The 23,660-nt window shown below is 48.3% G+C and carries 25 protein-coding genes; 24 read left to right on the top strand and 1 reads right to left on the bottom strand.

What is annotated here, in order from left to right; genetic code table 11:
• The first annotated feature begins 259 nt into the window (after nt 1-259).
• The 11 genes from ACQW03_RS11045 to ACQW03_RS10995 all read left to right on the top strand — a co-directional run bounded on the left by ACQW03_RS11045 (nt 260) and on the right by ACQW03_RS10995 (nt 9,995).
• Nucleotides 260-1,408, top strand: a complete 1,149-nt coding sequence (locus tag ACQW03_RS11045) for a 3D domain-containing protein (RefSeq protein WP_220030528.1) — start codon at nt 260-262, stop codon at nt 1,406-1,408.
• Nucleotides 1,409-1,554: 146 nt separating this feature from the next.
• Entirely contained in the window at nt 1,555-2,100 is a 546-nt protein-coding gene (gene rnmV / locus ACQW03_RS11040; protein ID WP_013308117.1) for a ribonuclease M5, read from the top strand.
• Between the two features lie 7 nt (nt 2,101-2,107).
• Nucleotides 2,108-2,992, top strand: coding sequence for a 16S rRNA (adenine(1518)-N(6)/adenine(1519)-N(6))-dimethyltransferase RsmA (gene rsmA, locus ACQW03_RS11035; RefSeq protein WP_071639008.1), 885 nt, complete (start codon nt 2,108-2,110; stop codon nt 2,990-2,992).
• 55 nt (nt 2,993-3,047) lie between these two features.
• Nucleotides 3,048-3,944: a sporulation peptidase YabG gene (gene yabG / locus ACQW03_RS11030; RefSeq protein ID WP_023986432.1), complete on the top strand. Its 897-nt coding sequence runs from the start codon at nt 3,048-3,050 to the stop codon at nt 3,942-3,944.
• 201 nt (nt 3,945-4,145) lie between these two features.
• The gene (gene veg, locus ACQW03_RS11025; RefSeq protein WP_013308120.1) at nt 4,146-4,427 is read left to right on the top strand and encodes a biofilm formation stimulator Veg; all 282 of its coding nucleotides are present in this window, start codon (nt 4,146-4,148) and stop codon (nt 4,425-4,427) included.
• Nucleotides 4,428-4,589: 162 nt separating this feature from the next.
• Nucleotides 4,590-4,769 (top strand): small, acid-soluble spore protein, alpha/beta type, encoded by a 180-nt coding sequence (locus tag ACQW03_RS11020; protein ID WP_007428013.1) that lies wholly within the window; start codon nt 4,590-4,592, stop codon nt 4,767-4,769.
• Between the two features lie 144 nt (nt 4,770-4,913).
• Nucleotides 4,914-5,768 carry a 4-(cytidine 5'-diphospho)-2-C-methyl-D-erythritol kinase gene (gene ispE / locus ACQW03_RS11015; protein ID WP_025723213.1) on the top strand — a complete coding sequence of 285 codons (855 nt, stop codon included), beginning with the start codon at nt 4,914-4,916 and terminating at the stop codon, nt 5,766-5,768.
• Nucleotides 5,769-5,949: 181 nt separating this feature from the next.
• A complete protein-coding gene (gene purR, locus ACQW03_RS11010; RefSeq protein WP_071639009.1) occupies nt 5,950-6,777 on the top strand; it encodes a pur operon repressor in 828 nt (275 codons plus the stop codon).
• A gap of 175 nt (nt 6,778-6,952) precedes the next feature.
• Nucleotides 6,953-7,240 carry a septation regulator SpoVG gene (spoVG, locus tag ACQW03_RS11005; RefSeq protein ID WP_007428016.1) on the top strand — a complete coding sequence of 96 codons (288 nt, stop codon included), beginning with the start codon at nt 6,953-6,955 and terminating at the stop codon, nt 7,238-7,240.
• A gap of 345 nt (nt 7,241-7,585) precedes the next feature.
• Entirely contained in the window at nt 7,586-8,983 is a 1,398-nt protein-coding gene (gene glmU, locus ACQW03_RS11000; RefSeq protein WP_220030529.1) for a bifunctional UDP-N-acetylglucosamine diphosphorylase/glucosamine-1-phosphate N-acetyltransferase GlmU, read from the top strand.
• Nucleotides 8,984-9,041: 58 nt separating this feature from the next.
• Nucleotides 9,042-9,995 (top strand): ribose-phosphate diphosphokinase, encoded by a 954-nt coding sequence (locus tag ACQW03_RS10995; RefSeq protein WP_013308125.1) that lies wholly within the window; start codon nt 9,042-9,044, stop codon nt 9,993-9,995.
• A 68-nt stretch (nt 9,996-10,063) separates the two neighbouring features.
• Here ACQW03_RS10995 and ACQW03_RS10990 read toward each other — a convergent pair whose 3' ends face one another.
• Nucleotides 10,064-10,264, bottom strand: a complete 201-nt coding sequence (locus ACQW03_RS10990) for a hypothetical protein (protein ID WP_023986434.1) — start codon at nt 10,262-10,264, stop codon at nt 10,064-10,066.
• A 197-nt stretch (nt 10,265-10,461) separates the two neighbouring features.
• Here ACQW03_RS10990 and pth point away from each other — a divergent pair, with 197 nt between their 5' ends.
• The 13 genes from pth to ACQW03_RS10925 all read left to right on the top strand — a co-directional run bounded on the left by pth (nt 10,462) and on the right by ACQW03_RS10925 (nt 23,175).
• Nucleotides 10,462-11,022 (top strand): aminoacyl-tRNA hydrolase, encoded by a 561-nt coding sequence (pth, locus tag ACQW03_RS10985; protein WP_023986435.1) that lies wholly within the window; start codon nt 10,462-10,464, stop codon nt 11,020-11,022.
• 86 nt (nt 11,023-11,108) lie between these two features.
• Nucleotides 11,109-11,339, top strand: coding sequence for an anti-sigma-F factor Fin family protein (locus ACQW03_RS10980; RefSeq protein WP_013308128.1), 231 nt, complete (start codon nt 11,109-11,111; stop codon nt 11,337-11,339).
• Nucleotides 11,340-11,473: 134 nt separating this feature from the next.
• Nucleotides 11,474-15,001, top strand: coding sequence for a transcription-repair coupling factor (mfd, locus tag ACQW03_RS10975; RefSeq protein ID WP_441949679.1), 3,528 nt, complete (start codon nt 11,474-11,476; stop codon nt 14,999-15,001).
• Nucleotides 14,985-16,103, top strand: a complete 1,119-nt coding sequence (locus tag ACQW03_RS10970; RefSeq protein ID WP_071639011.1) for a peptidylprolyl isomerase — start codon at nt 14,985-14,987, stop codon at nt 16,101-16,103. The genes mfd and ACQW03_RS10970 overlap by 17 nt, the downstream gene beginning before the upstream one ends.
• 167 nt (nt 16,104-16,270) lie before the next feature.
• A complete protein-coding gene (spoVT, locus tag ACQW03_RS10965) occupies nt 16,271-16,813 on the top strand; it encodes a stage V sporulation protein T (RefSeq protein ID WP_023986438.1) in 543 nt (180 codons plus the stop codon).
• A 141-nt stretch (nt 16,814-16,954) separates the two neighbouring features.
• On the top strand, nt 16,955-18,613 hold the full coding sequence (locus ACQW03_RS10960) for a putative polysaccharide biosynthesis protein (RefSeq protein ID WP_076294545.1): 1,659 nt from the start codon (nt 16,955-16,957) through the stop codon (nt 18,611-18,613).
• Between the two features lie 159 nt (nt 18,614-18,772).
• Nucleotides 18,773-20,272, top strand: a complete 1,500-nt coding sequence (gene mazG / locus ACQW03_RS10955; protein WP_441949676.1) for a nucleoside triphosphate pyrophosphohydrolase — start codon at nt 18,773-18,775, stop codon at nt 20,270-20,272.
• A gap of 333 nt (nt 20,273-20,605) precedes the next feature.
• Nucleotides 20,606-20,878 (top strand): HU family DNA-binding protein, encoded by a 273-nt coding sequence (locus tag ACQW03_RS10950; RefSeq protein WP_007428028.1) that lies wholly within the window; start codon nt 20,606-20,608, stop codon nt 20,876-20,878.
• A complete protein-coding gene (locus ACQW03_RS10945; RefSeq protein ID WP_016818913.1) occupies nt 20,878-21,156 on the top strand; it encodes an RNA-binding S4 domain-containing protein in 279 nt (92 codons plus the stop codon). The genes ACQW03_RS10950 and ACQW03_RS10945 overlap by 1 nt, the downstream gene beginning before the upstream one ends.
• A 177-nt stretch (nt 21,157-21,333) precedes the next feature.
• Complete coding sequence (yabP, locus tag ACQW03_RS10940; RefSeq protein ID WP_025721693.1) at nt 21,334-21,618, top strand: sporulation protein YabP; 285 nt, start codon at nt 21,334-21,336, stop codon at nt 21,616-21,618.
• A complete protein-coding gene (gene yabQ, locus ACQW03_RS10935; RefSeq protein ID WP_220030530.1) occupies nt 21,615-22,193 on the top strand; it encodes a spore cortex biosynthesis protein YabQ in 579 nt (192 codons plus the stop codon). Before yabP ends, yabQ begins: the two co-directional genes overlap by 4 nt.
• Before the next feature lie 4 nt (nt 22,194-22,197).
• The gene (locus tag ACQW03_RS10930; protein ID WP_013308137.1) at nt 22,198-22,527 is read left to right on the top strand and encodes an FtsB family cell division protein; all 330 of its coding nucleotides are present in this window, start codon (nt 22,198-22,200) and stop codon (nt 22,525-22,527) included.
• A 123-nt stretch (nt 22,528-22,650) separates the two neighbouring features.
• Entirely contained in the window at nt 22,651-23,175 is a 525-nt protein-coding gene (locus tag ACQW03_RS10925) for a S1 domain-containing RNA-binding protein (protein ID WP_014279051.1), read from the top strand.
• Nucleotides 23,176-23,660 lie beyond the last annotated feature (485 nt).

Raw genomic sequence — 23,660 nt, 5'->3', positions numbered from 1 at the left:
AGTTTTCCCGCATATTCACACATGCCGGAAGCCACGAAAGAGCTCTCTAGTCTCTTTCTCTGGCTTTTTTTGTTGTGAATAAAAGAAAATCTGTCATCATACTGTGGTTAAACAGGGGAGGACAGCATGCCGCGAAGACGGGTACATGGTGCAGGACAGTCGCAGTTTGGGCTTGTCTTGTAGAAAATCTGTTATAGTCACGTCAAATCTCAACTATGTCTTACTCCAGACGGCGGGCTATGTAAGGAGGACGGAGGAAATGGGCATTTTCCAAAAAGAGGAGACCCATGAGTCACGCTCATCCAGCATGTCTTACGTATTGCGTTGGAAGCAAGAGAATGTGCGCCAGGCTGCCTTGGTTGCTATTTTTCTAATCGCGCTAACGATTATGATTTCAATTCTGATGTACACGCAATCTAAAAAACAAGTCTTTTTTGTCATCGATGGCAAGGCATCTGCGGTAGAAACCCGGGAATCCAAGCTTCAAGATTTGCTGAGCGAGCATTCCATTTCACTTCAGCCGCATGATACAGTTTCCATGCCGCTAAATGGAGCAGTACAGGATGGGGATCGCGTAGTCATTAAACGTGCCAATCAAGTTAAAGTATCTTCAGGCAATGAGACGAAAAAGCTGTACACAACAGAAAATACAGTAGAAGGTGCCATTCGTACCTCGGGCTATAAATTATCCTCAACGGATAAAGTTTATCCTGCGTTGGATGCCTCTGTTTCGTCTAACATGGACATAAAAATCGTCCGTGTGAAGAAACAGCAGGTCGAACAGAAAAAACAGGTGCCTTATCAGGTCATCAAAACGGCCGATCCGAGTCTTTATAAAGGCGATAATCGGGTCATTCAAAGCGGCAAATCGGGTGTGGTAGTCCAGCACGTTCAAAAGGTATACCATGATGGAAAGTTGGTATCCAAACAGCTGGTAAACAAGGAAGTTGCACAGAATCGTGTGGATAAGGTCATTGCTGTAGGAACGAAGAAAAAACCGGTCGTTCTTGCTGCTTCCGTCGGTCCCAATGATGCGGTTAAGGCAACAATGGTTAGTTCGGGCAGTGCTGTCCGTAAAGCAGGCGTAAATTTTAAATATAGCAAAGTTTTACAAAATGTCTCCATGACGGCGTATTCCTCACAGGAGCCAGGGATCGGTACACGTACTGCATCCGGCGCACGTGTCACGGAAGGACGCACCATCGCTGTCGATCCGAGTGTAATCCCAATCGGCTGGTGGGTCTATATCGAAGGGGTGGGCTTCCGCCGTGCGGAGGATACCGGTGGCGCGATTAAAGGTCACAAAATCGATGTGTATTATGAGAGTTTAAGCCGAGCCAACCAATTTGGTCGTAAGCACGGTAAAACCGTATATGTTATCGGACCCGTAAAGCCTGAAATCAACTAAAACAGGTTGTGTATGTTGAGGGCAATGCGATAGTATTAACAACATAGTTATGCCATGCTAAGAAGAGGATATCCTCTTCTTATTTTGTTTTCAAAAGCAGGGAAAGATAAATATAGCTTGCTTTGTAGCAGTGGAGGGAAACGCAAATGATCAAGGAAGTGATCGTGGTAGAGGGCCGGGATGATACGGTGGCCATTCGCCGCGCTGTTGAAGCGGATACGATAGAAACTGGCGGCTCAGCCATTAATAAAATGACGCTGCGTAAAATTGCATTGGCGCAGGAGCGGCGGGGGGTCATCATTTTAACCGATCCTGATCATGCAGGGGAGCGCATCCGTAAGATTATCGCTTCCAAGGTGCCTGGCTGCAAGCAGGCCTTTATACCCGAGGCAGAAGCGACGCGCAAAGGAGATATTGGCGTGGAGAATGCCTCACCGGAAGCGATCAGACACGCTCTTGCACGGGTCCATACGACAGTGGAAGGCGCCGACCCGCTGATTGAGTGGGCGGACCTGATTGATGCTGGACTCATCACCCATCCCAATGCTGCTGCACGCCGTATGGCCTTAGGGAATGTGCTGGGTATTGGTTATTGTAACGGAAAGCAGCTACATAAACGGCTCTCTGTATTTCAGATCAGCCGCGAGGAATTTGCCGGGGCGCTGGCACAAATTGAAAGTGAAGGATTGTGATATCTATATGACAGGGATTCAAGATATAGCAACACCGCGGCGTACGAAGGACATTATTCAACGGCACGGTTTTTCGTTCAAAAAGAGTTTGGGACAAAATTTCCTGATTGATCAGAATATTCTCAATAAGATTGTAAATGCTGCCGGATTGGATGAGACAAAGGGCGCACTTGAAATCGGTCCTGGGATTGGTGCTTTGACCGAGAAGCTGGCCCAATCGGCCAAGGCAGTTACCGCTGTCGAGATTGACCAGCGGCTGCTGCCAATTCTCGAAGAAGTGTTGGCCCCTTACGAGCATGTGAAGGTACGTCATGGAGACGTGCTGAAGCTGGATTTGCGCGAGGTGTTCGCAGCCGATTTTGCAGACGTGAGCAAAGTAAGTGTTGTGGCTAATCTACCGTACTACGTTACTACACCGATTCTGATGAGGCTGCTGGAGGACAAGCTCCCTTTGGAGAATATCGTTGTTATGATCCAAAAAGAAGTGGCTGAGCGCATGGCTGCGTCTCCTGGGACGAAGGATTACGGCAGTCTGAGCATTGCAGTGCAATATTACAGCGAACCTGAATTAGTCTGTATTGTGCCGAATACAGTATTTATTCCCCAGCCGAATGTGGAGTCTGCAGTCATCCGATTGCGTGTACGGGAAGCCCCTCCAGTGGAAGTGGTGGATGAGAAGCATTTCTTTGAAGTGGTTCATGCTGCTTTTGCCCAGCGTCGTAAAACCATTTCCAATAACTTAAAAAGCCGTTTCTTCACCAAAGAGAACAGGGACACGCTGGAGCCGTTGTTGCAACGAGCTGGTATTGAACCCTCGCGTCGAGGAGAAACGCTAAGTATTGAGGAATTTGCGCGTCTCAGCGCTGTGCTGTTGGAGGCAGGTATATCCTAAGCTGGAACCAAACTGTGCATTCACCCATACGATATAGGAGGGGTGATACAGTGTGATGAGTTTAGGAGACTTGGTCGTTCGGAAATCGTACGGCGGAGATGTCACGTTTCGTGTTGAGGACATCCAGCGGGATAAAGCGATCATTAAGGGAATAGAATTTCGGCTGCTGGCCGATTCCCCGGTGAACGATCTGGTCAGAGTGCCTGCAGACCAGATTAGTGGTAAGACTCAGCAGGCCCACATTAAGGCTGGTGAGTCTCTTAATCTGTTGCAACGGGCACGTCAGCAGCAAGCTGCTCGTAGTCAGGCAGCTCTGGTTGGGGACTGGAGTGATCCGGTCGAGTCAACGTATTTTGAAATGCCGGGAAAGGTTCTTCATCTGGATGGAGATCCCGGCTATTTGAAAAAATGTCTCAGTTTATATGAACAGCTCCGTGTTCCTGCAGAGGGACATCACGTTCACGAATCGGCAATGGCGGACACGTTGTACCGACTGCTTCCCCGTATCCGTCCAGATATCGTAGTCATTACCGGACATGACGGTGTGCTGAAGCAGCCACAGCCTTACGATTTGTACAGCTTGAAAAGTTATAAAAATTCGCAAAATTTTGTGGCGGCGATTCAGGTAGCAAGACAATATGAACGTCATCTGGATTCGCTGACGATTGTAGCAGGGGCGTGCCAGTCCCATTTTGAGGCGCTGCTACGTGCGGGGGCGAACTTCGCCAGCTCACCAGGGCGTATCCTGATTCACGCGCTGGACCCCGTTTACGTGGCTGCCAAGGCGGCCTTTACTTCGATCCGTGATACGGTCAACATGGGGGACCTGTTTCACCAGACAATCAGCGGCAGTCGCGGAGTGGGTGGAATTGAAACTAGGGGAAGCTATCGCATCGGCCTGCCGAAGCTTGAAAATTTGTCTACGCTTAAAGTAACGCCTTCCGCAATCTAGGATTCAAATGTGCCAATAGGATTAATCTGAACAAAAAGCCTCTGCTTTCAGAGGCTTTTTGTCATTTTTTATATAAATTATTCCTGTTCGCAAAAAATTAAATTGACAACTTATTTTTCGTGTTGCTATAATATTTAGCTTGATTTGACAATCCCTCTAAAATTCGTTATAATGGACAAGGAAAGAGGTGGTCGTTAGGCAATGGCTAAAAATACGCTGTTGGAAATCAAACGCAGTCTCGACGCACATGTAGGGCAAAAAATTTTGCTGCGGGCTAACGGCGGACGCCGTAAGACCGTCGAACGAACTGGTGTCTTGGAAGAAACGTACCCTTCTGTTTTTATCGTCAAGCTGGATCAGGAGCAACAGACGTTTAAACGTGTCTCCTACAGCTATGCTGACATTCTTACCGAGTCGGTGGAAGTCAGCGTATATGATCCCGACTCCCATACAAGTGTAGTCGAATATTTTGAAACACCTTAATTGATTTCGTGATTTATACCAGCTTTGCAGGTTTAACGACGGCTTCGTCATTTCAAATGACGGGGCCGTTTTGTATATACAGAGCAGGATGAAGCATGACATCTCTGCACATACTAAGCCGGGAATGATCTTCCTTATTCCATTGCCGAAGGAGGCGTATGTATGAGCCGAAGAAGACGGAGTGTCATGTCGGAGGAGCTAAAGTACGAGCTAGCCAAAGATCTTGGGTTTTACGACACGGTCAAGGAAGAAGGCTGGGGAGGCATTAAAGCCAAGGATGCGGGCAATATGGTCAAGCGGGCTATCCAACTTGCCGAGCAGGCAGCTTCCCGCAAATCGTAGCCATCGGTGGTGCTGATGAAAAGCGGGGATATCCGGGATTAGACCGGGTCATCTCCGCTTTTTTGAACCTCATGACTTGACACGCTGAGTCTGATATAATATGTTAAGCTGTCTTGAGGGAAAAGTTGAAGGTGGGTGAACGCCTTGAAAATATATGAAAAAGCACCGGCGAAAATCAATTTAATGCTTGATGTTCTACGTAAGCGGGACGATGGCTATCACGAGGTCGAGATGATTATGACCATGGTCGATCTGTCTGACCGATTGACGATGTCTGAGTTACCGCGTGATACCATTATTATTTCAAGTCAAGCCGGGTACATACCATTGGATGAAAAGAACTTGGCTTTTCAGGCTGCGCGTCTGATCAAAGAACGTTATAACGTGTCTACGGGCGTCCACATCCATCTGGATAAGCATATCCCGGTGGCGGCAGGGTTGGCGGGTGGAAGTAGTGATGCTGCCGCAGCGCTGCGTGGACTGAACAAGCTATGGAAGCTTGGCATCTCGGATGCAGAATTAAGGGTGCTGGGTGCTGAGTTGGGCTCAGATGTACCTTTCTGTATTACAGGGGGTACAGCTTTAGCGAGCGGACGCGGAGAACTGCTCAAGCCACTTCCGAATCCGCCACAATGCTGGGTGATCCTTGCGAAGCCGCCGATTAATGTGTCGACGGCTGAAGTATATGGTCGTGTCAAAGCAGATCAGATTACGCACCACCCGTCTGCCCGTCAGATGGAGCATGCAATCCGCAACGCTTCTTTTACCGAAGTATGCAACGCGCTGGGGAATGTACTTGAGGATGTAACACTAAAGCTGTATCCAGAGGTAGAGCATCTTAAAAGTTCCATGATCCGCTTAGGAGCAGACGGTGTGCTGATGTCAGGTAGTGGACCTACGGTGTTCGGACTGGTATCGAAGGAAGCCAAAGTGCCACGGATTTATAATGGACTAAGAGGTTTTTGTAAAGATGTGTACGCAGTACGACTTTTGACCTGATTTTAGATAATTTTTTCTTATTATAGTGGTAATTGTTGTACAAATACGTACGAAGATGATATATTTACTATTAAATATTCGGATTTTACTATATCACTTACATTCCGCCAGCAACCGGCCAGTCCGCCGGTGCTTTACTGTACAAAGCGGGCGGCAGGAGAATAGATCGCGAGGAATTGTTGTGAAAAAACTTAAAAGAAGCTCACGATTGGTGGAAATGACGCAATTTTTATTGTCACGGCCGCATACGCTGGTGCCTCTTACTCATTTTGCGGATCGCTACGGGGCAGCTAAGTCGTCCATAAGCGAGGATTTGGCCATCATCAAGGAAGTATTTGAGGATGAGGGTACTGGCGAGCTTCTGACGCTGGCGGGAGCGGCAGGGGGCGTGAAACTGATCCCGAGGCTTTCCAAGCAGCATGCGCTTGCGTTTGCGAACGACCTATGTGGGCAACTGGAGCAACCTGACCGCATATTACCGGGAGGATACCTGTATTTGTCCGATTTGCTGGGCCAACCTGCGATGATGAACGAAGCTGGTAAAATATTTGCGACCGCTTTTGCCAATCGTCAGATTGATGTGGTTATGACGGTGGAGACCAAGGGTATTCCACTTGCCTATGCAACCGGAGCACAGCTGAATTTGCCAGTCGTTCTCGTACGGCGTGATCATCAGGTGACAGAAGGCTCGGCTGTAAGTATTAATTATGTTTCAGGATCACAAAAGAGCCTGCATACGATGTCTTTATCCAGACGTGCGATGCGTGAGAAATCGCGTGTGCTCATCGTAGATGATTTTATGAAGGCCGGTGGCACGATTCAGGGAATGGTCGACTTGTTGGCTGAGTTCGATGCTGAGGTGGCCGGTGTAGGTGTGCTGGTAGAATCAGGCGAGGTGGAGAACGAAGAGCGCCTGCTGCACGATTATATTTCACTGGCGAATCTGACCGCAGTCGATTCTCGAAGCAAGCAAATTACAGTCAAGCTGGGCAATTATTTTGATGAGTGAACAGGGCAGTAAATTGTCACAATCCATCATAAAATACCTAAATATGTCGAAAAGAAATCTTTTCAAAAAAATTACCTGAATTTAGGATACGAATTGCCGAAAAAAAGAAGGATTTCGAACTGCTGTGTGGAATGTATACACCAAGTCCTATTTGGAAAAAGGTGGTGAAACACACATGCAGATTACGGATGTTAGACTCCGCCGAGTGAACTCAGAAGGAAGAATGAAGGCGATTGCATCCATTACGATTGATAATGAGTTTGTTGTTCATGACATCCGAGTTATCGACGGTAATAACGGGATGTTCGTAGCTATGCCAAGCAAACGAACTCCAGACGGAGAGTTTCGCGATATCGCTCACCCGATATCTTCAGGAACCCGTGAGAAGATCCAAGCTGCTGTATTGACTGAGTACGAACGTGCAGCTGTGGATGAAGAAGTTGCTATTGAAGAAGGCGCTTAATTCGCCTAAAGCAGGATTGGGGTACAAAAGAAAAAGAGAGCCACTAACTGTGGCTCTCTTTTCTTTTTGTCTGGAATGAGATATATTCTTTAGTGAGTTAACAGTCAGTTTTAAGGCAACTTGGAGCCATCCGGGCTGCCGAAGCGGCTTTTTCATAAGACAGGGACTAGGCAGCGATGCGTCCCGGGGATGTATGTCCAGCACAAGCTGGCCTGAAAAAATAGCCATTAACCAAAGGTTCGCCGTTATTTTTCAGGAGGATTGTGAAAAGTTAAGCAAAATCTGATCTGGGAATTAACGTTTTAGCCAAGGGGTAACTGTTATTTTCAGGATAGGAGGTTGGACTTGTTGGAAAGGTTGGCAGTCATTCTTGCCGCAGGGCAGGGAAAACGTATGAAATCCAAATTATATAAAGTTCTGCATCCGGTGTGCGGAAAACCGATGGTCGGGCATGTGCTCGACACGGTTCGTGAAATCGGTGTGTCCCGAAGTGTAGTCGTCGTGGGTCATGGGGCAGAGGAGGTACAGTCTTATTTGGGGCCGTCGGCAGAATATGCGCTTCAGGCAGAGCAGTTGGGAACGGGCCATGCTGTCAAACAAGCCAAGGACTTGCTCGCTCAGGAAAAAGGTACAACCATTGTCATTTGTGGGGATACTCCTTTGATCACAGCAGAAACGCTAGAGGGCTTGGTGCAACTGCACGAGAGCCGTGGGGCGGCTGCGACGATTCTGACCGCTGAGTTGGACGACCCGAAAGGATATGGACGAGTTATCCGTGATGCTTCCGGGGCTGTGCTCAAGATCGTGGAACAGAAAGATTGTTCACCTGAGGAAGATGCTGTCCGGGAGATCAATACGGGAACGTACTGCTTTGACAATGCCAAGCTGTTTGCAGCGCTGGACAAGGTAACGAACACCAATGCACAGCAGGAATATTACCTGACAGATGTCATTGGTATTTTGCATGGTGAAGGTGAGCAGGTTGAGGCGTATTTGACAGATGATGTGTCTGAATCCATCGGTGTTAACGACAGAGTCGCTTTGTCGGTAGCTGAGGGTTATATGCGTGAGCGCATCGTTCGCAAGCATATGCTGAATGGTGTCACTGTCATTGATCCGTCTTCTACCTATATCGGGAGCGAGGTTGTTATTGGTTCCGATACAGTACTGTACCCGAACACATGGCTGCATGGTCAAACACAAATCGGAGAAGATTGTGTGATTGGTCCGCAGGCTGAGATTCAGAATACGATTATCCATTCAGGCGCAACGGTAAAACATTCGGTGTTGAACGAAGCGGAAGTGGGAAGCAGTACATCTGTGGGGCCGTTTGCTTATCTGCGTCCAGGCGCGAAGCTTGGCGAACATGTGAAAATTGGTGATTTTGTTGAGGTGAAAAATGCGACCATTGGAGATCATTCCAAGGTGTCTCATTTGAGCTATGTCGGTGATGCCAAGGTGGGTACAAACGTAAATATTGGCTGCGGGGCAATAACGGTCAATTATGATGGATATAATAAATCCATTACAGAAATTGAAGACGATGCCTTTATTGGCAGCAACGTGAATCTGATCGCCCCGATTAAGATTGGAAAAGGTGCTTATGTTGTAGCAGGCTCCACTGTAACACATGCTGTCCCTGATAACGATCTGGCCATTGCCAGACCACGTCAAGAGAACAAAGCCGGATATGCGGACAAAATCCGCGCACGTGCCAAAGCGAAGAAGAAAAGATCGGAATGACCTAATCAGCAAGCTGTTGAATCTGTAATGAATGAACCAGCACGGAGGGTTTCTATTAATGACTTATTGCGATTCCAAACTCAAAATATTTACTTGTAACTCCAATCCGAAGTTAGCCCACCAGATTGCGGACTACATCGGCATCCCAATGGGGGAATCCCATACCACATCGTTTAGTGACGGTGAAATCCAGGTTAAGCTGTCCGAAAGCGTACGCGGCTGCCATGTGTATATTGTGCAGTCAACTTGTCTGCCGGTTAACGACAACTTGATGGAGTTATTGGTTATGATTGATGCACTTAAACGCGCTTCTGCCAAAAGTATCAATGTCGTTATGCCATATTACGGTTACGCTCGTCAGGATCGTAAAGCTCGTTCACGCGATCCGATTACAGCGAAACTTGTCGCTAACTTGATTGAAAAAGCGGGAGCTCACCGCGTGATCAGCATGGATTTGCATGCGATGCAGATTCAGGGATTCTTTGATATTCCAGTGGATCATATGCTGGGAGCGCCAATTCTGGCCCAATATTTCCGTTCCAAGCAAATTGAGAACCCGATTGTCGTTTCACCCGATCATGGTGGGGTTGTTCGTGCTCGTAAGCTGGCGGACTTCCTGAGTGCGCCGCTCGCTATTATTGATAAGCGTCGTCCAGAGCCAAATGTCAGTGAAGTGATGAACATCATCGGGAACATTGAGGGTAAAACGGCTATTTTAATTGATGATATCATTGATACAGCCGGAACGATTGTATTAGGTGCAAATGCGCTTAAAGAAGGCGGCGTAAAAGATGTGTATGCGTGTTGTACACATGCTGTGCTTTCCGGTCCTGCTATGGAAAGACTGGAGAATTCGCCATTAAAAGAGGTGGTTGTGACGGATACGATCCCGATCGTCCACCCGAATCCGACAAGCAAGCTGAAGGTATTGTCTGTGGCTCCATTAATGGGAGAAGCTATCATCCGTGTGCATGAAGAATTGTCGATCAGCAAACTGTTTGAAATCGAATAAGCGCTGGCTCATTAAAAAAGGGGTTGCCTTTTCCATATGGAAAAGGTAACCCCTATCAGCATGTCAGGCTAAAAGCCTGGGCGAGATATGAATGTGAAGCGTTGACGATTGTATAGTGTGTCCTCTATTTCGACGAAATGCTCATTAAAACGCGCAACGATGCCAATCTGAATATGTACATTCCCGTCATATATCTGGACAGGAACGGAATGTTTTAAATGATATAGAAAATGGCTGTCATATAAGAGGATATCACCTTGATTGAGCATACCGGCACGCACCTTCCTATTCAATACCAGGACTTTGCAAAATTCGATTCCAGTCGCTCTAAAGTGCAATATATAGACGAACTAGACCATTTCGATCTATATATTGTTCATTGAAAGTCGCTTATTAGATTTTTGCAAAATCCTCAATACAACTATTTTACCAAAAAATCCAGACTGTGAAAGAGGGTGTCAAGGTTATGAAGTGGATTGTAGGATTGGGCAACCCCGGTCCCCAATACGAGAAAACGAGACATAATGTCGGATTTATGGCATTGGATGCTCTTGCCTCGCGTCATAACATCCAGATTAACCAAAGCAAATGCAAGGCATTGATTGGAGAGGGCCACATTGGTGGCGTGAAAACCGTACTGATTAAGCCAATGACCTATATGAATCTATCAGGCGAGTCTCTACGTGCTTATATGGACTACTATAAGGCCGATATGGAAGATCTGGTTGTCGTGTACGATGATCTGGATACAGAAGTCGGTAAAATAAGATTGCGTTATCAAGGTAGCGCAGGCGGTCATAACGGCATTAAATCGATCATTCAGCATACCGGCACGCAGTCCTTCAATCGGATACGTATGGGCATTTCCCGCCCGGAGCCTGGACATGCTATTGTCGATTATGTTCTGGGTACCTTTCCAAAGAAGGAAAAAGAATTACTGGCCGGAATGATCGAGGACACGTGCAACGCCTTAGAGCATAGCTTGAGTCATCCGTTTGAACGGACGATGGCTGAATTCAACAAGTAAGTTCAGACGTAGGCAGACGGGCTTAAATGGAAGATTGTTGGACATACTGAAAGGTATAGAAAACTTTCAGGAGGCATATACATTACATGATTGTTAATTATGTATGCAGACATTGTCGAACTTTCTTGGGACGAATTGATTCCGCAGCAATAACCGAAGAAAGGTTGGGCTTCCATTCCTTGACCCCTGCCGAACGTAGAGATATAATAGCGTATAATTCGGGTGGTGAAGTGACCGTCAAAGTCATTTGCGAGCATTGCAGTCAGGCATTGGAGAATAATCCAGAGCTGAGTCTGCTCGTTAATCCGCTCCAATAACAGGTATTCAACTGGTAGGATGTACCAGCTTGAGAGGTGAAGCGGCAATTCCGCTTATGGAGCCTTGGCAGCATTGCTGAGGCTTCTTTTTCGGTTTACATGTAACTATTTATAAGCATAAAGGGGTGCCTTTTTTGTTACAAGCACTTATTCAGGCTTTTACGAAGGATGCTGATTATGCATCCATTGCAGCAGGCATATCATCAGGGATGAAGGAACAACTGATATCAGGTTTATCAGGCTCTTCCCGACAGGTACTGATGGCCGCGCTTGCCGAAGATACCGGACGACCGTTAATGGTCATGACGCACAATATGTTTGCCGCTCAAAAAATAGCAGATGACTTACAGGAAGCGCTTTCTCCTGATCAGGTTTTATTGTATCCTGCTAATGAGCTGGTAGCTGCTGAAGCAGCAATATCTAGTCCAGAGACATTGTCCCAACGAATTGATGTATTGATACGCTGCGCCCAGGGTTTTCGTGGGATTGTTGTCGTGCCGTTTTCTGGTGTCCGACGTTTACTGCCAATTCCGGAAACATGGCGTGAGGCTCGTATTGAGCTGAAAGAAGGCGAAACGATTCAGCTGGAAGCGTTTTTGCTACATATGGTCGAGATGGGATACCAGCGTGTAGAGCGTGTGGAATCACGTGGAGAGATGAGCGTACGCGGAGGAATTATTGATTTTTATCCAATGACAACCCGTTGGGGCTATCGTGTGGAGCTGTTTGACGATGAAATTGACTCGATCCGTAAGTTTGATCCGCAAGATCAGCGCTCGGTGGAAAAGGTTCAGGACGTTACTGTAACACCGTGTAAGGAAGTTATTGCGAATAACCAGCGTATGGGCCAGGCGGCGGATGCCGCTGCTATTTTGTTGGAGGAGCAGCTGGGCAAAATGACGGATCGTCAAGCTAAGCAGCACCTGAAAGAAGAGATTCATCGTGAAATTGAGTTGCTGCGAGAGCATGTGTATTTTGACGAAATCTATAAATATATCTCCCTGCTGTATCCTGAACGTAAAACCCTAGCAGACTATATGCCGGAAGATACGATTCTGATTATTGATGAACCGGCACGTATGCTGGAAACAGCCAAGCAACTGGAACGAGATGAGTCGGAATGGAATCTGCATTTGCTTCAAAACGGTAAAACGTTACCGCAGCTAGAACTGTCAGATGACGCGGACAATCTGCTGTACAACCGGAGATTTCAGACGTTGTTCCTGTCGATTTTCCTCCGTCAGGTTCCTCATACCCAGCCACAAAATATTTTGAACTTCATCTGCCGAGGCATGCAGGATTTCCATGGCCAAATGAATGTGCTCAAGGCGGAGATGGATCGTTGGCGCAAAGCGGGCACACAGGTTATGATGCTGGCGAGTGGAGATGAACGTCTGGATCGGATGCGCCGAGTGCTTGAAGATTATGGTATTGATGAGCCGACGATGGCTATCGGCAATCTGCAAAGCGGTTTTGAAATGCCGTCTATTCATCTGGCAGTCATCACTGAGGGTGAAATGTTTTCCCAGAAGCAGCGGAAAGCACGTAAGCAGGGGCGGCATGTGGACAATGCAGAACGGATTAAGAGCTATAGCGAGCTGAAGGTGGGCGACTACGTCGTACACCAAAATCACGGGATCGGGAAGTACATGGGGATCGGCACGCTGGAGGTTGGCGGTATCCATAAGGATTACATGCATGTCCTCTATGCGGGTGGAGATAAGTTGTCTGTACCGATTGAACAAATTGATCTGATTCAGAAATATGTCGGCTCAGAGGACAAGGAACCCAAGATTTATAAACTGGGTGGCAATGAGTGGACACGGGTTAAAAGTAAGGTGCGCAGCTCGGTTCAGGATATTGCGGATGACTTGATCAAGCTATATGCAGAACGACAGTCGGCGCCAGGGTTTGCTTTTGAAAAGGATTCACCGGAGCAACAAGAGTTTGAGGATATGTTCCCGTATGATGAGACACGTGACCAGATTCGGGCCATTGAAGAGATTAAGAAGGACATGGAGCAGAGTCGCCCGATGGATCGTTTGCTATGCGGTGATGTAGGTTACGGCAAAACTGAAGTTGCTATTCGTGCTGCTTTTAAGTCTGCTATTGAAGGCAAACAAGTAGCGGTGCTGGTACCGACGACAATTTTGGCACAACAACACTATGAGACGTTCCGTGAACGTTTTTCAGGGTATCCGTTCAATATTCAGGTATTGAGCCGTTTCCGCTCGCGCAAAGAGCAGAATGAGACGATTAAAGGGGTCCGGCAAGGCACGGTCGATATTGTCATTGGTACCCATCGTCTGTTGTCGCAGGATCTGGTGTTTAAGGACTTGGGAATGCTGATTGTCGATGAAGAACAGCGATTTGGCGTAACCCACAAGGAAAAGCTGAAGAAGCTGAAAACGAACGTAGATGTGCTGACATTAACGGCAACACCTATTCCGCGTACGTTGCATATGTCCATGCTGGGTGTACGTGACTTGTCAGTCATTGAGACGCCACCGGAAAACCGTTTTCCAGTGCAAACCTATGTGGTTGAGCACAGCCAGACTCTAGTTCGTGAGGCCATTGAACGCGAGATGGCACGCGGAGGGCAGGTGTACTATCTGTATAATCGCGTGCAGGGAATTCAGGAGATGGCAGCAGAGATCAATGCGCTCGTACCGGAGGCCAAGGTGGGCGTGGGTCACGGACAGATGTCCGAAACCGAACTGGAGAAAACTATTTTGGATTTCCTGGATGGCGAATATGATGTGCTGGTCAGTACGAGCATAATCGAAACCGGCGTGGATATCCCAAATGTGAATACACTCATTGTGCATGATGCCGATAAAATGGGGCTATCCCAGCTTTATCAGCTGCGTGGGCGTGTAGGTCGTTCCAATCGGATTGCCTATGCTTACTTCACGTACCAGCGGGATAAGGTGCTCACGGAAGTGGCGGAGAAGCGCCTTCAGTCGATTAAAGAATTTACGGAGCTGGGCTCCGGCTTCAAGATTGCAATGCGCGATTTGTCCATCCGCGGAGCGGGTAACTTGCTTGGCGCCGAGCAGCATGGATTCATCGCATCCGTCGGTTTTGATCTTTACTCGCAGATGCTGGCTGAGGAAATTAATAAACGTAAAGTCAGCGTACTTGGAGAAGAGGATCAGTCCAACCGGAATTGGAGTACGTCGATTGATTTAGGCGTCGATGCTTACCTCCCAGGAGACTATATTTATGACAGCATCCAGAAGATTGAGATTTATAAAAAAGTTGCAGCGGTCAGCACCTTTGACGAGGCTTCCGAACTGGAAGATGAACTGGTCGACCGATTTGGTGATCTGCCAGAGGCTGTGCTTCATTTGCTAGCCGTGGCTCGTCTCAAGGTATATGGACGCATGTATGGCATCGAGTCCATAGTGCAGCGCGATGAAAATATAGTGTTGAAATTCCATGAAGGGCGCCAGCAGGCGGTACAGACTGCTAAACTTGCCGAGATTGGCAATCGCTTTGAAAGACGTGTACAATTTGAACAGGGCACTTCTATGAGCGCACGCATAAAGGGCAAAGGTCTAGATGATCCACAGTTGCTAGAACTGCTGGAACAATTTTTGAGTGCATTGAAAGAAGCATTCACATTGAAGGAGGAACTGCAAAATGCCACAACTAAATAAAAGAAAACCTTGGAGAATGCTCTCCTTGGGAATGGCAGCGCTGCTAGCTATATCCGTGCTGGCAGCATGTACGAAGCAAGCGGATGAGAACAAGGTCAAGGATGAACCGAAGGACAACAGCAAGGTTGTCGTGACCTATAAGGGTGGAACCATTACCGAAAATGAGTTCAACCAAGAAATTAGCATGATGAAATTCCTTTACCCGGAATATGAGTCTGCGTTAGCTTCGGATCAGGTACGGGAGCAAATTGTAAAGCAGGAAGTGGTGTACAAGCTTCTGGCGGCCAAAGCGGACGACAAAGCCAAGGAGCAGGGTGCCAAACAAGGGAACGAACAGCTGGAGCAGTATAAAAAGTCAGTCGGAGAAGATAAGTTCAAGACATTTCTGAGTGATAAAAAACTGACCGAACAAGGTGTGAAAGATTACTTCACGCGTGTAATGACGGTAATCAACAGCGAAACCAACAAAGTAACAGATGATCAGCTAAAACAGGAATTTGAGAAAAATAAAGATCAATTCACAACAGCAACCGTGCGTCATGTATTAATTAACTTCGAAGATCCTAAAACGAAGAAACAGCGCAAAAAAGAGGATGCCCTCAAGCTGGCTAAAGAAGTGAAGGCGAAGCTGGACGGAGGAGCCGATTTTGCAACGATTGCCAAGAAGTATTCAGAAGACCCAGGTTCTGCGTCTAACGGAGGTCTGTATGAGAATGCATCCGTAGCGCAATGGGTACCTGCCTTTAAAGAGGCCGCTGAGACTCAACCGATTAACAAAATCGGTGAGCCAGTGGAAACGGAATACGGATATCACGTGATCAAAGTGGAGTCCCGCAATGAGCCAACGTTTGATAAATTGAAAGATAACGAAAAGGCTGCCCTGAAAAATAAATTGGCCGGGGAAAGTATCCAAAACTTTACCGAAAATGATTTGACGAAGCTTGATTTGAAAATCAATCTGCCGAAGGTACCAGCTACGCAAGAGAAAAGCGGTGCAACTTCCGGTGCTGGTAGCACAACTACACCGGGCGCAACAACAAACGGTACGGGCGATACCAAAGCAGGAACAGCCAAAGATGGAGCTACAAACGAAGGTAAATAACTGAACATGCATAAGGAATTGGGAACAGATGAATACTATGGTCAGATATCACCATAAACACCATGACCGTGACGTTCTTCGTGACCGCTTCTGGGGGAGTGGAAGCGTCTTTCGATACCGTCAGTAGTTTACTAAATTCTTCTTGAGAAAGTGGGGCAACATGTGAAATGAAAGCTACTGGTATAGTTCGCCGTATTGATGACCTTGGGCGGGTAGTTATTCCAAAGGAAATTCGCCGCACCTTGAGAATTCGCGAAGGAGATCCGCTTGAGATTTTTGTGGATCGTGACGGAGAAGTCATTTTGAAAAAGTATTCACCTATTGGTGAACTTGGTGATTTCGCCAAAGAATATGCTGAGTCCCTGTTTGAAAGCACGGGCCATATTACAATGATTACCGATCGGGACACCATTATTACGGTGGCTGGAGGCTCTAAAAAAGAGTTTCTGGACAAGCCAATCGGTAGCATTATCGAAGGTAGTATGGATAATCGCAAAACTGTGCTGGAGACAGCCAGCGGCTCCTATGAGCTAACGCGAGACCACGAAGAAACACTCTCGTCCTTTGTGGCGGCTCCCATTGTTTCTGGTGGTGATCCCATTGGTTCCGTTGTATTGTTGAACAAGGACGAAAACGTAAAAATGTCCGAAATGGAGATCAAAATGGCTGAAACAGCCGCTGGCTTCCTGGGCAAACAAATGGAACAGTAACATCCCGTTTCACCCCTGTATGACGTACAGAATGGCGAAAGCCGTCCTGCGTTGTACAGGGTTTTTTTTCTTTCCGGGAGAAGAGGCGGTATAATAGGACTCGTGAAAGATGCATATTTCAGGTGGGAGTGGAGACGGAGAATGCAGGAAAATCGCGCCGCTTCGCGGCTGCTACGGGGTGCTGTCATTTTGACACTGGCAGCAGTAGCGAGCAAGCTGATCGGCACAGTGCAAAAAATCCCGCTGCAGAATATCGGCGGCGACGGCGTGTTTGGCATTTATAATACGGTTTATCCTTTTTATACGCTGTTCATTACCATTGCAGCTGCTGGATTTCCGGCTGCAATATCCAAATTTGTAGCTGAGTTTGAGGCAGTGGGAAACCGGGCAGCAGGGCAACGGGTTGCACGGCTATCTTCGCTTGTCTTGGGTGTCTTTGGATTAATCCTGGGCGTGCTGATGTATACGTGTGCGCCGCTCATTGGTCAATGGATCGACAATGCTCACGTCATTCCGTCGGTGAGGGCGGCGGCGTTTGCCTTTTTGTTCGTGCCGGTTATGGCGGGACTGAGAGGATATTTTCAAGGTTTGCAAAATATGCTTCCGACTGCTATCTCCCAAGTGACGGAGCAGGCGATACGGGTAAGCGTGATGATTATGCTGCTGCTACTCATGCTGTCACAAGGAGCGGGGGCGGATATGATTGCCGCCGGAGCAGTGTTTGGTTCAGCAGCAGGTGGAGCAGCGGGCTTGGTCGTCATGTTGCTATATTGGCGAAATCACAGGAAGAGGCTTAGAAGGCAAGGGACGGTCATGGCGACAGTGCAAGCACAAACTGGAGAGCTACACCCGGCGGAAAGCAACGGTGCCTTGCTAAAGGCGCTGCTGCGTTATGCCTTGCCTGTTTGCCTTGGAGCGCTAGCCGTTCCGTTAATTAGCCTAGTAGACACATTTACCGTACCTCGCTTGTTAAAGCAGGAGGGTTTGGACGATACTGCGGTTATGGTGGCCTTTGGCGTGTATAACCGAGGTCTGCCGCTGGTACAGCTAGTCATGATGTTTGCCACTACACTGTCGGCATTATTCATTCCATCGCTGGCCGAGGCGCGGGTGACCGGCGGTACGGAGCTGGCACGTCGCCAGTGCGAGCAATCGCTGCGCTGGTTTTGGTTGCTGGGACTAGCCGCTGCGACAGGCTTGATCGTGCTGGCTGTGCCCGTCAATGTGATGCTTTATGCGGACGACACCGGCAGCGAGGTCATACGCTGGATGGCGCTAACCGCCGTTGGCGGTACGCTCAGCATCATCTCGGCTGCGCTGCTGCAAGGGCTCGGCGCGGTTCGCGCGCCGGCTCTGGCGATGCTCGCGGCCGCAGTAGCCAAGGCGCTGCTAAACTGGCTGCTCGTGCCGCAGCTAGGCACGGCTGGAGCCGCCATCGCGGGGGCTGTCGCCTATCTACTGGCGGCGGTGATCAACATCGTGCTGCTGGCTCGCTTGGTAGGCCTGCGTGGGAGCTGGTCCGCCAGCGTGCTCAAGCCGGCGGCACTGCTTATCGCCCTGGCTGGTGCGGCCGGGGCGGCGATGTGGGGCACCAGCGCTGTGCTGGGTGCCTTGGGATGGGCTGCCGGAGGTCGCGCCACGGCAGCCGCGGAGAGCCTGCTGGGCGTAGCCGTAGGCGCCGTTGTGTTCGTGATCGGCCTCGCACGCTTGAGGCTGATCACGGCGTCCGAGCTTATGGCGGTGCCCAAGCTCGGACGCCCGCTGGCAGCCGTGCTGCGTAGGCTGCGTGTACTGGCTTAGCCCAGGCATAGGGCTTAGGGCGCGAAAGTGGCACAGCCATTTTATGAGCCTATACAACTTTGTGGTATAGTAAATCCCAAAGCAAAGGAAGCGGAAGCGGGGTTAGGCCGTATATTTTTTCGAGCATGAACCTTGTTTCTGCGAAACGGAGGATTGAATATGAGCGTAACATTAACGGTCGTAGGTTTGGGTTCGGGGGATCCGGATCAGCTTACGATAGGGATATTGAACAAAATGCGGGGCGCTTCAGCGCTGTATCTGCGGACCAAGGAGCATCCTGCGGTTCAAGTGCTGAATGAGTTTGAAGTGGCTTTTGAGTCGTTTGACGAGGTATATGAGACAAAGGAGTCTTTTCCAGAGGTATACGAGGAAATTACCAGCCAATTGATTACGATGGCTGCTAAGGCGGCAGACGGAAGCGAAATCGTCTATGCGGTTCCCGGTCACCCGATGGTGGCGGAAGCAGCGGTGCAGTTGCTTAAGGAGCGTTGTCCTGCGCAAGGGATTGAACTGAACATTCTGGGTGGCGAAAGTTTTCTGGATGAAGCTTTTGTGCGTCTTCGTTTTGATCCGATTGAGGGTTTCCAGCTGTTAGACGCAGGTACACTGGATGCCAGCTGGCTCCAGCCTCAGTTGCATACGCTGATCGGACAGGTGTATGACACCTTCACAGCATCTGATGTAAAGCTGTGCCTGATGGAGCGGTATCCTGACGATTATGAGGTGTACGTCGGTCACGCTCTTGGGGTGGAAGGTGAGGAAGCGGTGCACAAGGTGCCGCTGTACGAGCTGGATCGAGTAGAGGGCTACGGAAATCTATCCTTGGTATACATACCTCGCAGTGAAGATGAGGCGCTGAAACGGCGTTCTTTTGACCGTTTACACGAGATTGTCGATATTTTACGCAGTCCGGAAGGCTGTCCATGGGATCGTGAACAGACACATCAGTCGATCCGCAAAAATCTGATCGAAGAAACGTATGAAGTCATCGAAACGATAGATGAGGACGACCCTGAGCATATGAAGGAAGAGCTGGGCGATCTGTTGTTGCAAATTTTGCTGCATGCCCAAATGGAAGAGGAAGTCGGAACCTTCAATGTGTATGATGTAATCCAGGGGCTGAATGATAAGCTTATTTTCCGACATCCACATGTATTTGGTGACAATCAAGCGAATGATGCGGAAGAGGCACTGCAAAACTGGGAGCAGATGAAGGCTGAGGAAAAACGGCTTAAAGGCACGACGGCAGCAGACCCTTCTGTGCTGGATGGGGTTCCACGTGATCTGCCTGCTCTTATGAAATCGTACAAGCTCCAGAAGAAAGCAGCTAAAGTAGGCTTTAACTGGGATAGCATTGAGGGCGTATTCGATAAATTGGACGAAGAAGTGGCTGAGCTGAAGGAAGCGGTTCGTGAAGGGCATGCCGTGGAAGCCCAGCTGCTGGAGTTAGGCGATGTGTTATTTGTTGCAGTGAATGCAGCCCGCTTCATGGGAGTAGACCCGGAAGAGGCATTGTCTGCTACCAATCGCAAATTTGTTGACCGTTTTCAGTATATTGAGCAGAAATTACGCGAGCAAGGGCGTCGTCCCGAAGAAAGCAGCGTAGATGAAATGGAGACTTACTGGCAGGAAGCGAAAAAGCTCCTTGGCAAAGCGTGATTCCACATATTCGCTTTTGGCTGTACAGACCATTAAAATGAGACATATGCAGGGTTGAAAGAAGGCCTAGTTGGAGAAGACTTGCCAATGGGCAGAGTTTTGTAGTAGGATGTTGGCTTAACTGGGGTCGAATAAAAAAACGCCTGTCATTGCAGGATTTTTACGGACAAGCCAGAATAACTTGTAGTAATTCTGAAAATAACTGTAGCTTATAGTTAAGCGTGTTACAGTGACATTCAGGAGGGCTTCGGCCACAGTTGGACCTCACGTCTGCTCCATAAATGGACATGCAACGTGATGATTATTTTTTGACATTTGGGAGGCTTTTATCTTATGAACAAGACAGATCTGATCAACAATATTTCCAGCAAAAGCGGTTTGAGCAAACGTGACGTTGAAGCTGTATTGAATGGCGTTCTTGGTGAAATTACAGATGCACTCGCTAGCGGCGACAAAGTGCAACTGATCGGCTTTGGTACTTTCGAAACACGCAAGCGTTCCAGCCGTACAGGCCGCAATCCACAAACCGGCAACACGATTGAAATTCCAGAATCAACCGTTCCTGCTTTTAAAGCCGGTAATAAGCTTAAAGAAGCCGTTAACTAATGCGTCTTGATAAATTCTTGAAAGTCTCGCGGCTGATTAAGCGGCGTACGGTTGCCAAGGACGTCTCCGAACAAGGGAGAGTACTGGTGAACGGACGCGAAGCCAAGCCGAGCAGTGCGGTCAAAGTAGGCGATGAAATTACCGTCCAGTTTGGCCAGAAGCTGGTGACCGTGCGAGTGGAACGGCTCGCCGACACTACACGCAAGGACGAGGCTGCAAGTATGTACACTTTGGTAAAGGAAGAGCCTATTGCCAGGGATAATGGTTTGAACTGGTAAGAGACATCTGATTTTCTCATAACTGTACATGAAAGCATTCCTTCATTATTTTATGAAGGAGTGCTTTTTTTCTTTAGAAGACGAGGTTTCGTCCATCATATGCTGATTAACAGCAAAAGCGGTTCTAAATCATACGGCCTCCTTCATAAGCTAAGAACAGAAGGAGGGGTACATGCCATGATTGAACAAGGGAAGTCCAAGCACCATGATCTGCGCATGCAAAGCCGCAAGCAGCTCGATATTTCAGGCGTCAGCAATGTGGAGAGCTTTGACAGTGAAGAATTTTTGCTTCAGACCGAGCTGGGCCATCTCACCATTCGCGGACAACATTTACATATCAAAAACCTCAGTCTAGAAGAGGGGCTGTTGTCCATTGAAGGTCTGATTACTTCCCTCGTCTACCTGGAGCCCGGGGCCCCGGCCAAAAACGGAAAAAGCCTATTCGGCAAGATCTTCAAATGAATCCTTACACGCAATGGCTGACGTTGACGTGGATGCTGTTGTCGGGCATAGCCATGGGAGTGGTGTTTGACAGCTACCGGGTGCTGTCCATCCGCTTTCATTTTGCCCGCTGGAGCGTTCATATGTTGGACGTGCTGTACTGGGTGGCCTCGGCTTTGTTTATTTTCCGTGTGCTATACGCGAGCAATCGCGGTGAGCTGCGGTTTTATGTCTTTTTAGGACTACTTTTGGGGGTTTGGCTCTATTTTTGGGCCTTTAGTGTTACAACCCAACGTTTTGTGGTAATGTTATTAGAGATAGTTCGCAGACTGACGTTGATCGTGAACAGCATACTGCGCATCCTGATTGTTCTTCCGGTGTTAGCGCTGTATCGGCTGTTACGCAAGCTGGTCGGATGGACATGGGCACTTATTGTGTTCCTGGGAAGGATGCTGATATACATCCTGATGCCGGTTTGGAAGCCGATCCTTTGGCTGATCGGTCCGCTTAAAGCGCGCTGGAAGACTCCATTGTTGCTTGTGAAGCTGGGTATCAGACTGAAAAACACAGCGAAAAGATGGTTTGGAAGGAGGTAGTATCATGCGTAATTCGTCTGTAGATCGCCATTCATCTTCTACGTCCAAGTCCAACGCGGGCGGGCGCAGGCGAATCATGATTTGGTTGCTATCGCTTGCCGCCTTTGGTAGTTGGGCAATTTTTACCTTTTTTTCTCAAGGCATGATTATGGCCGATCGAAGTGAACAGCTCACCCAGAAGGAAAAGCAGAAGCAAGCTGCTACACAAACGGAACAACAGCTTCAAACCGAAGTGAATCGTCTCAAGGACCCTGAGTACATTGGCGAGATTGCCAGAAGCAAGTACGGTCTTTACAAACCGGAAGAGACGCCAATCATCGGAGATCAGAAATAGGAACATTATCGGGCCAATGCTTAGTTGACCTTGGTTCCGCCATTTTGTATAATCAAATCACCACAGCGGGATTTTTTTGCAAAAAAATCGGTTGTATATTTTAAGGGAGGATCATTTTATTCTATGGCAATTGAAGTGGGCACCAAGTTAGAGGGCAAAGTGACAGGCATCACGCATTTTGGAGCATTTGTGGATTTGTCTGGAGGTGTCACGGGTCTCGTTCACATCTCGGAAATCGCCGATAACTATGTTAAGGATGTTAACGACCACCTGAAGATTAATGATGTTGTGACGGTGAAAGTCATTAATGTTGACAAAGATGGCAAAATCGGACTTTCCATTAAGCAAACGATTGACAAGCCGGCAAGTGAAGCCCGTCCCCCAAGAGCTCCAAGACCGGAGCGTACAGGAGGACCAGGCGGAGGCGACCGTTTCGGCGGTGGAGGTTCAGGTCCAAGTCAAGGACGCGGTGGTGGTGGCGGTGGTTTCAACCGCGATCGTGGAGGCCGTTCTTTCAAGCCTGCACCGGGTAAACCTTCATTTGAGGATAAAATGTCACGCTTCCTGAAAGATAGTGAGGAACGCATTTCGTCGCTGAAAAAGAACACCGAAGGTAAACGCGGAGGACGCGGCGCGAAGCGTGTTTAATTCACTTTGACAACCGTATCAATCATACACGGAAAACCGTACAGTCGAGAGACTGCTACGGTTTTTTTGCGTTCTACCGACAACAGATGCGATAAGCAGCGGCTGTCGGCGCTGAATCCAGTGGTTAGTTGTACGGGCATTTATGAGATTCGCAATTTCGACGAAGAAGATAAGAGCTACGATGCTGAAAAGTGGATGTTTTTTTTGTCGTGAGGACATAATCGTCCGACAAACTCCAACGGTTTTCCGTCTATCTTCTGTGCAAATCGCTAGTCTGGGCATCGGGATGGACGACATCGAGAGGTCATGCAAGGAGGAGCGGGACGCTTCTTCCATCAGCTTCCATACGGGCGTAGCTTGATGTTCAGAGTGGTGCTCTGTCCTTTCGCGCAGAACGTTTTTTTGTCGGAAATTTCTTGGAATAAGACGTGAGGTTCTGACAAACTTTCTCAATCGTTCCGGTTTAAGATGGGAACATCAAATTG

This window comes from Paenibacillus sp. DRB1-1 (genome assembly GCF_052119485.1).
Lineage (GTDB): Bacteria > Bacillota > Bacilli > Paenibacillales > Paenibacillaceae > Paenibacillus > Paenibacillus polymyxa_B.
The sequence above is the reverse complement of the archived record's forward strand: the minus strand, read 5'-3'. Positions and strand labels throughout refer to the sequence as shown.

Coding starts and splice junctions, on each gene's coding strand:
- ACQW03_RS11045 (WP_220030528.1), top strand. CDS start 260: ATGGGCATTTTCCAAAAAGAGGAGACCCATGAGTCACGCTCATCCAGC.
- rnmV (WP_013308117.1), top strand. CDS start 1,555: ATGATCAAGGAAGTGATCGTGGTAGAGGGCCGGGATGATACGGTGGCC.
- rsmA (WP_071639008.1), top strand. CDS start 2,108: ATGACAGGGATTCAAGATATAGCAACACCGCGGCGTACGAAGGACATT.
- yabG (WP_023986432.1), top strand. CDS start 3,048: ATGAGTTTAGGAGACTTGGTCGTTCGGAAATCGTACGGCGGAGATGTC.
- veg (WP_013308120.1), top strand. CDS start 4,146: ATGGCTAAAAATACGCTGTTGGAAATCAAACGCAGTCTCGACGCACAT.
- ACQW03_RS11020 (WP_007428013.1), top strand. CDS start 4,590: ATGAGCCGAAGAAGACGGAGTGTCATGTCGGAGGAGCTAAAGTACGAG.
- spoVG (WP_007428016.1), top strand. CDS start 6,953: ATGCAGATTACGGATGTTAGACTCCGCCGAGTGAACTCAGAAGGAAGA.
- ACQW03_RS10995 (WP_013308125.1), top strand. CDS start 9,042: ATGACTTATTGCGATTCCAAACTCAAAATATTTACTTGTAACTCCAAT.
- ACQW03_RS10990 (WP_023986434.1), bottom strand. CDS start 10,264: ATGCTCAATCAAGGTGATATCCTCTTATATGACAGCCATTTTCTATAT.
- pth (WP_023986435.1), top strand. CDS start 10,462: ATGAAGTGGATTGTAGGATTGGGCAACCCCGGTCCCCAATACGAGAAA.
- ACQW03_RS10980 (WP_013308128.1), top strand. CDS start 11,109: ATGATTGTTAATTATGTATGCAGACATTGTCGAACTTTCTTGGGACGA.
- ACQW03_RS10970 (WP_071639011.1), top strand. CDS start 14,985: ATGCCACAACTAAATAAAAGAAAACCTTGGAGAATGCTCTCCTTGGGA.
- spoVT (WP_023986438.1), top strand. CDS start 16,271: ATGAAAGCTACTGGTATAGTTCGCCGTATTGATGACCTTGGGCGGGTA.
- ACQW03_RS10960 (WP_076294545.1), top strand. CDS start 16,955: ATGCAGGAAAATCGCGCCGCTTCGCGGCTGCTACGGGGTGCTGTCATT.
- mazG (WP_441949676.1), top strand. CDS start 18,773: ATGAGCGTAACATTAACGGTCGTAGGTTTGGGTTCGGGGGATCCGGAT.
- ACQW03_RS10950 (WP_007428028.1), top strand. CDS start 20,606: ATGAACAAGACAGATCTGATCAACAATATTTCCAGCAAAAGCGGTTTG.
- ACQW03_RS10945 (WP_016818913.1), top strand. CDS start 20,878: ATGCGTCTTGATAAATTCTTGAAAGTCTCGCGGCTGATTAAGCGGCGT.
- yabP (WP_025721693.1), top strand. CDS start 21,334: ATGATTGAACAAGGGAAGTCCAAGCACCATGATCTGCGCATGCAAAGC.
- yabQ (WP_220030530.1), top strand. CDS start 21,615: ATGAATCCTTACACGCAATGGCTGACGTTGACGTGGATGCTGTTGTCG.
- ACQW03_RS10930 (WP_013308137.1), top strand. CDS start 22,198: ATGCGTAATTCGTCTGTAGATCGCCATTCATCTTCTACGTCCAAGTCC.
- ACQW03_RS10925 (WP_014279051.1), top strand. CDS start 22,651: ATGGCAATTGAAGTGGGCACCAAGTTAGAGGGCAAAGTGACAGGCATC.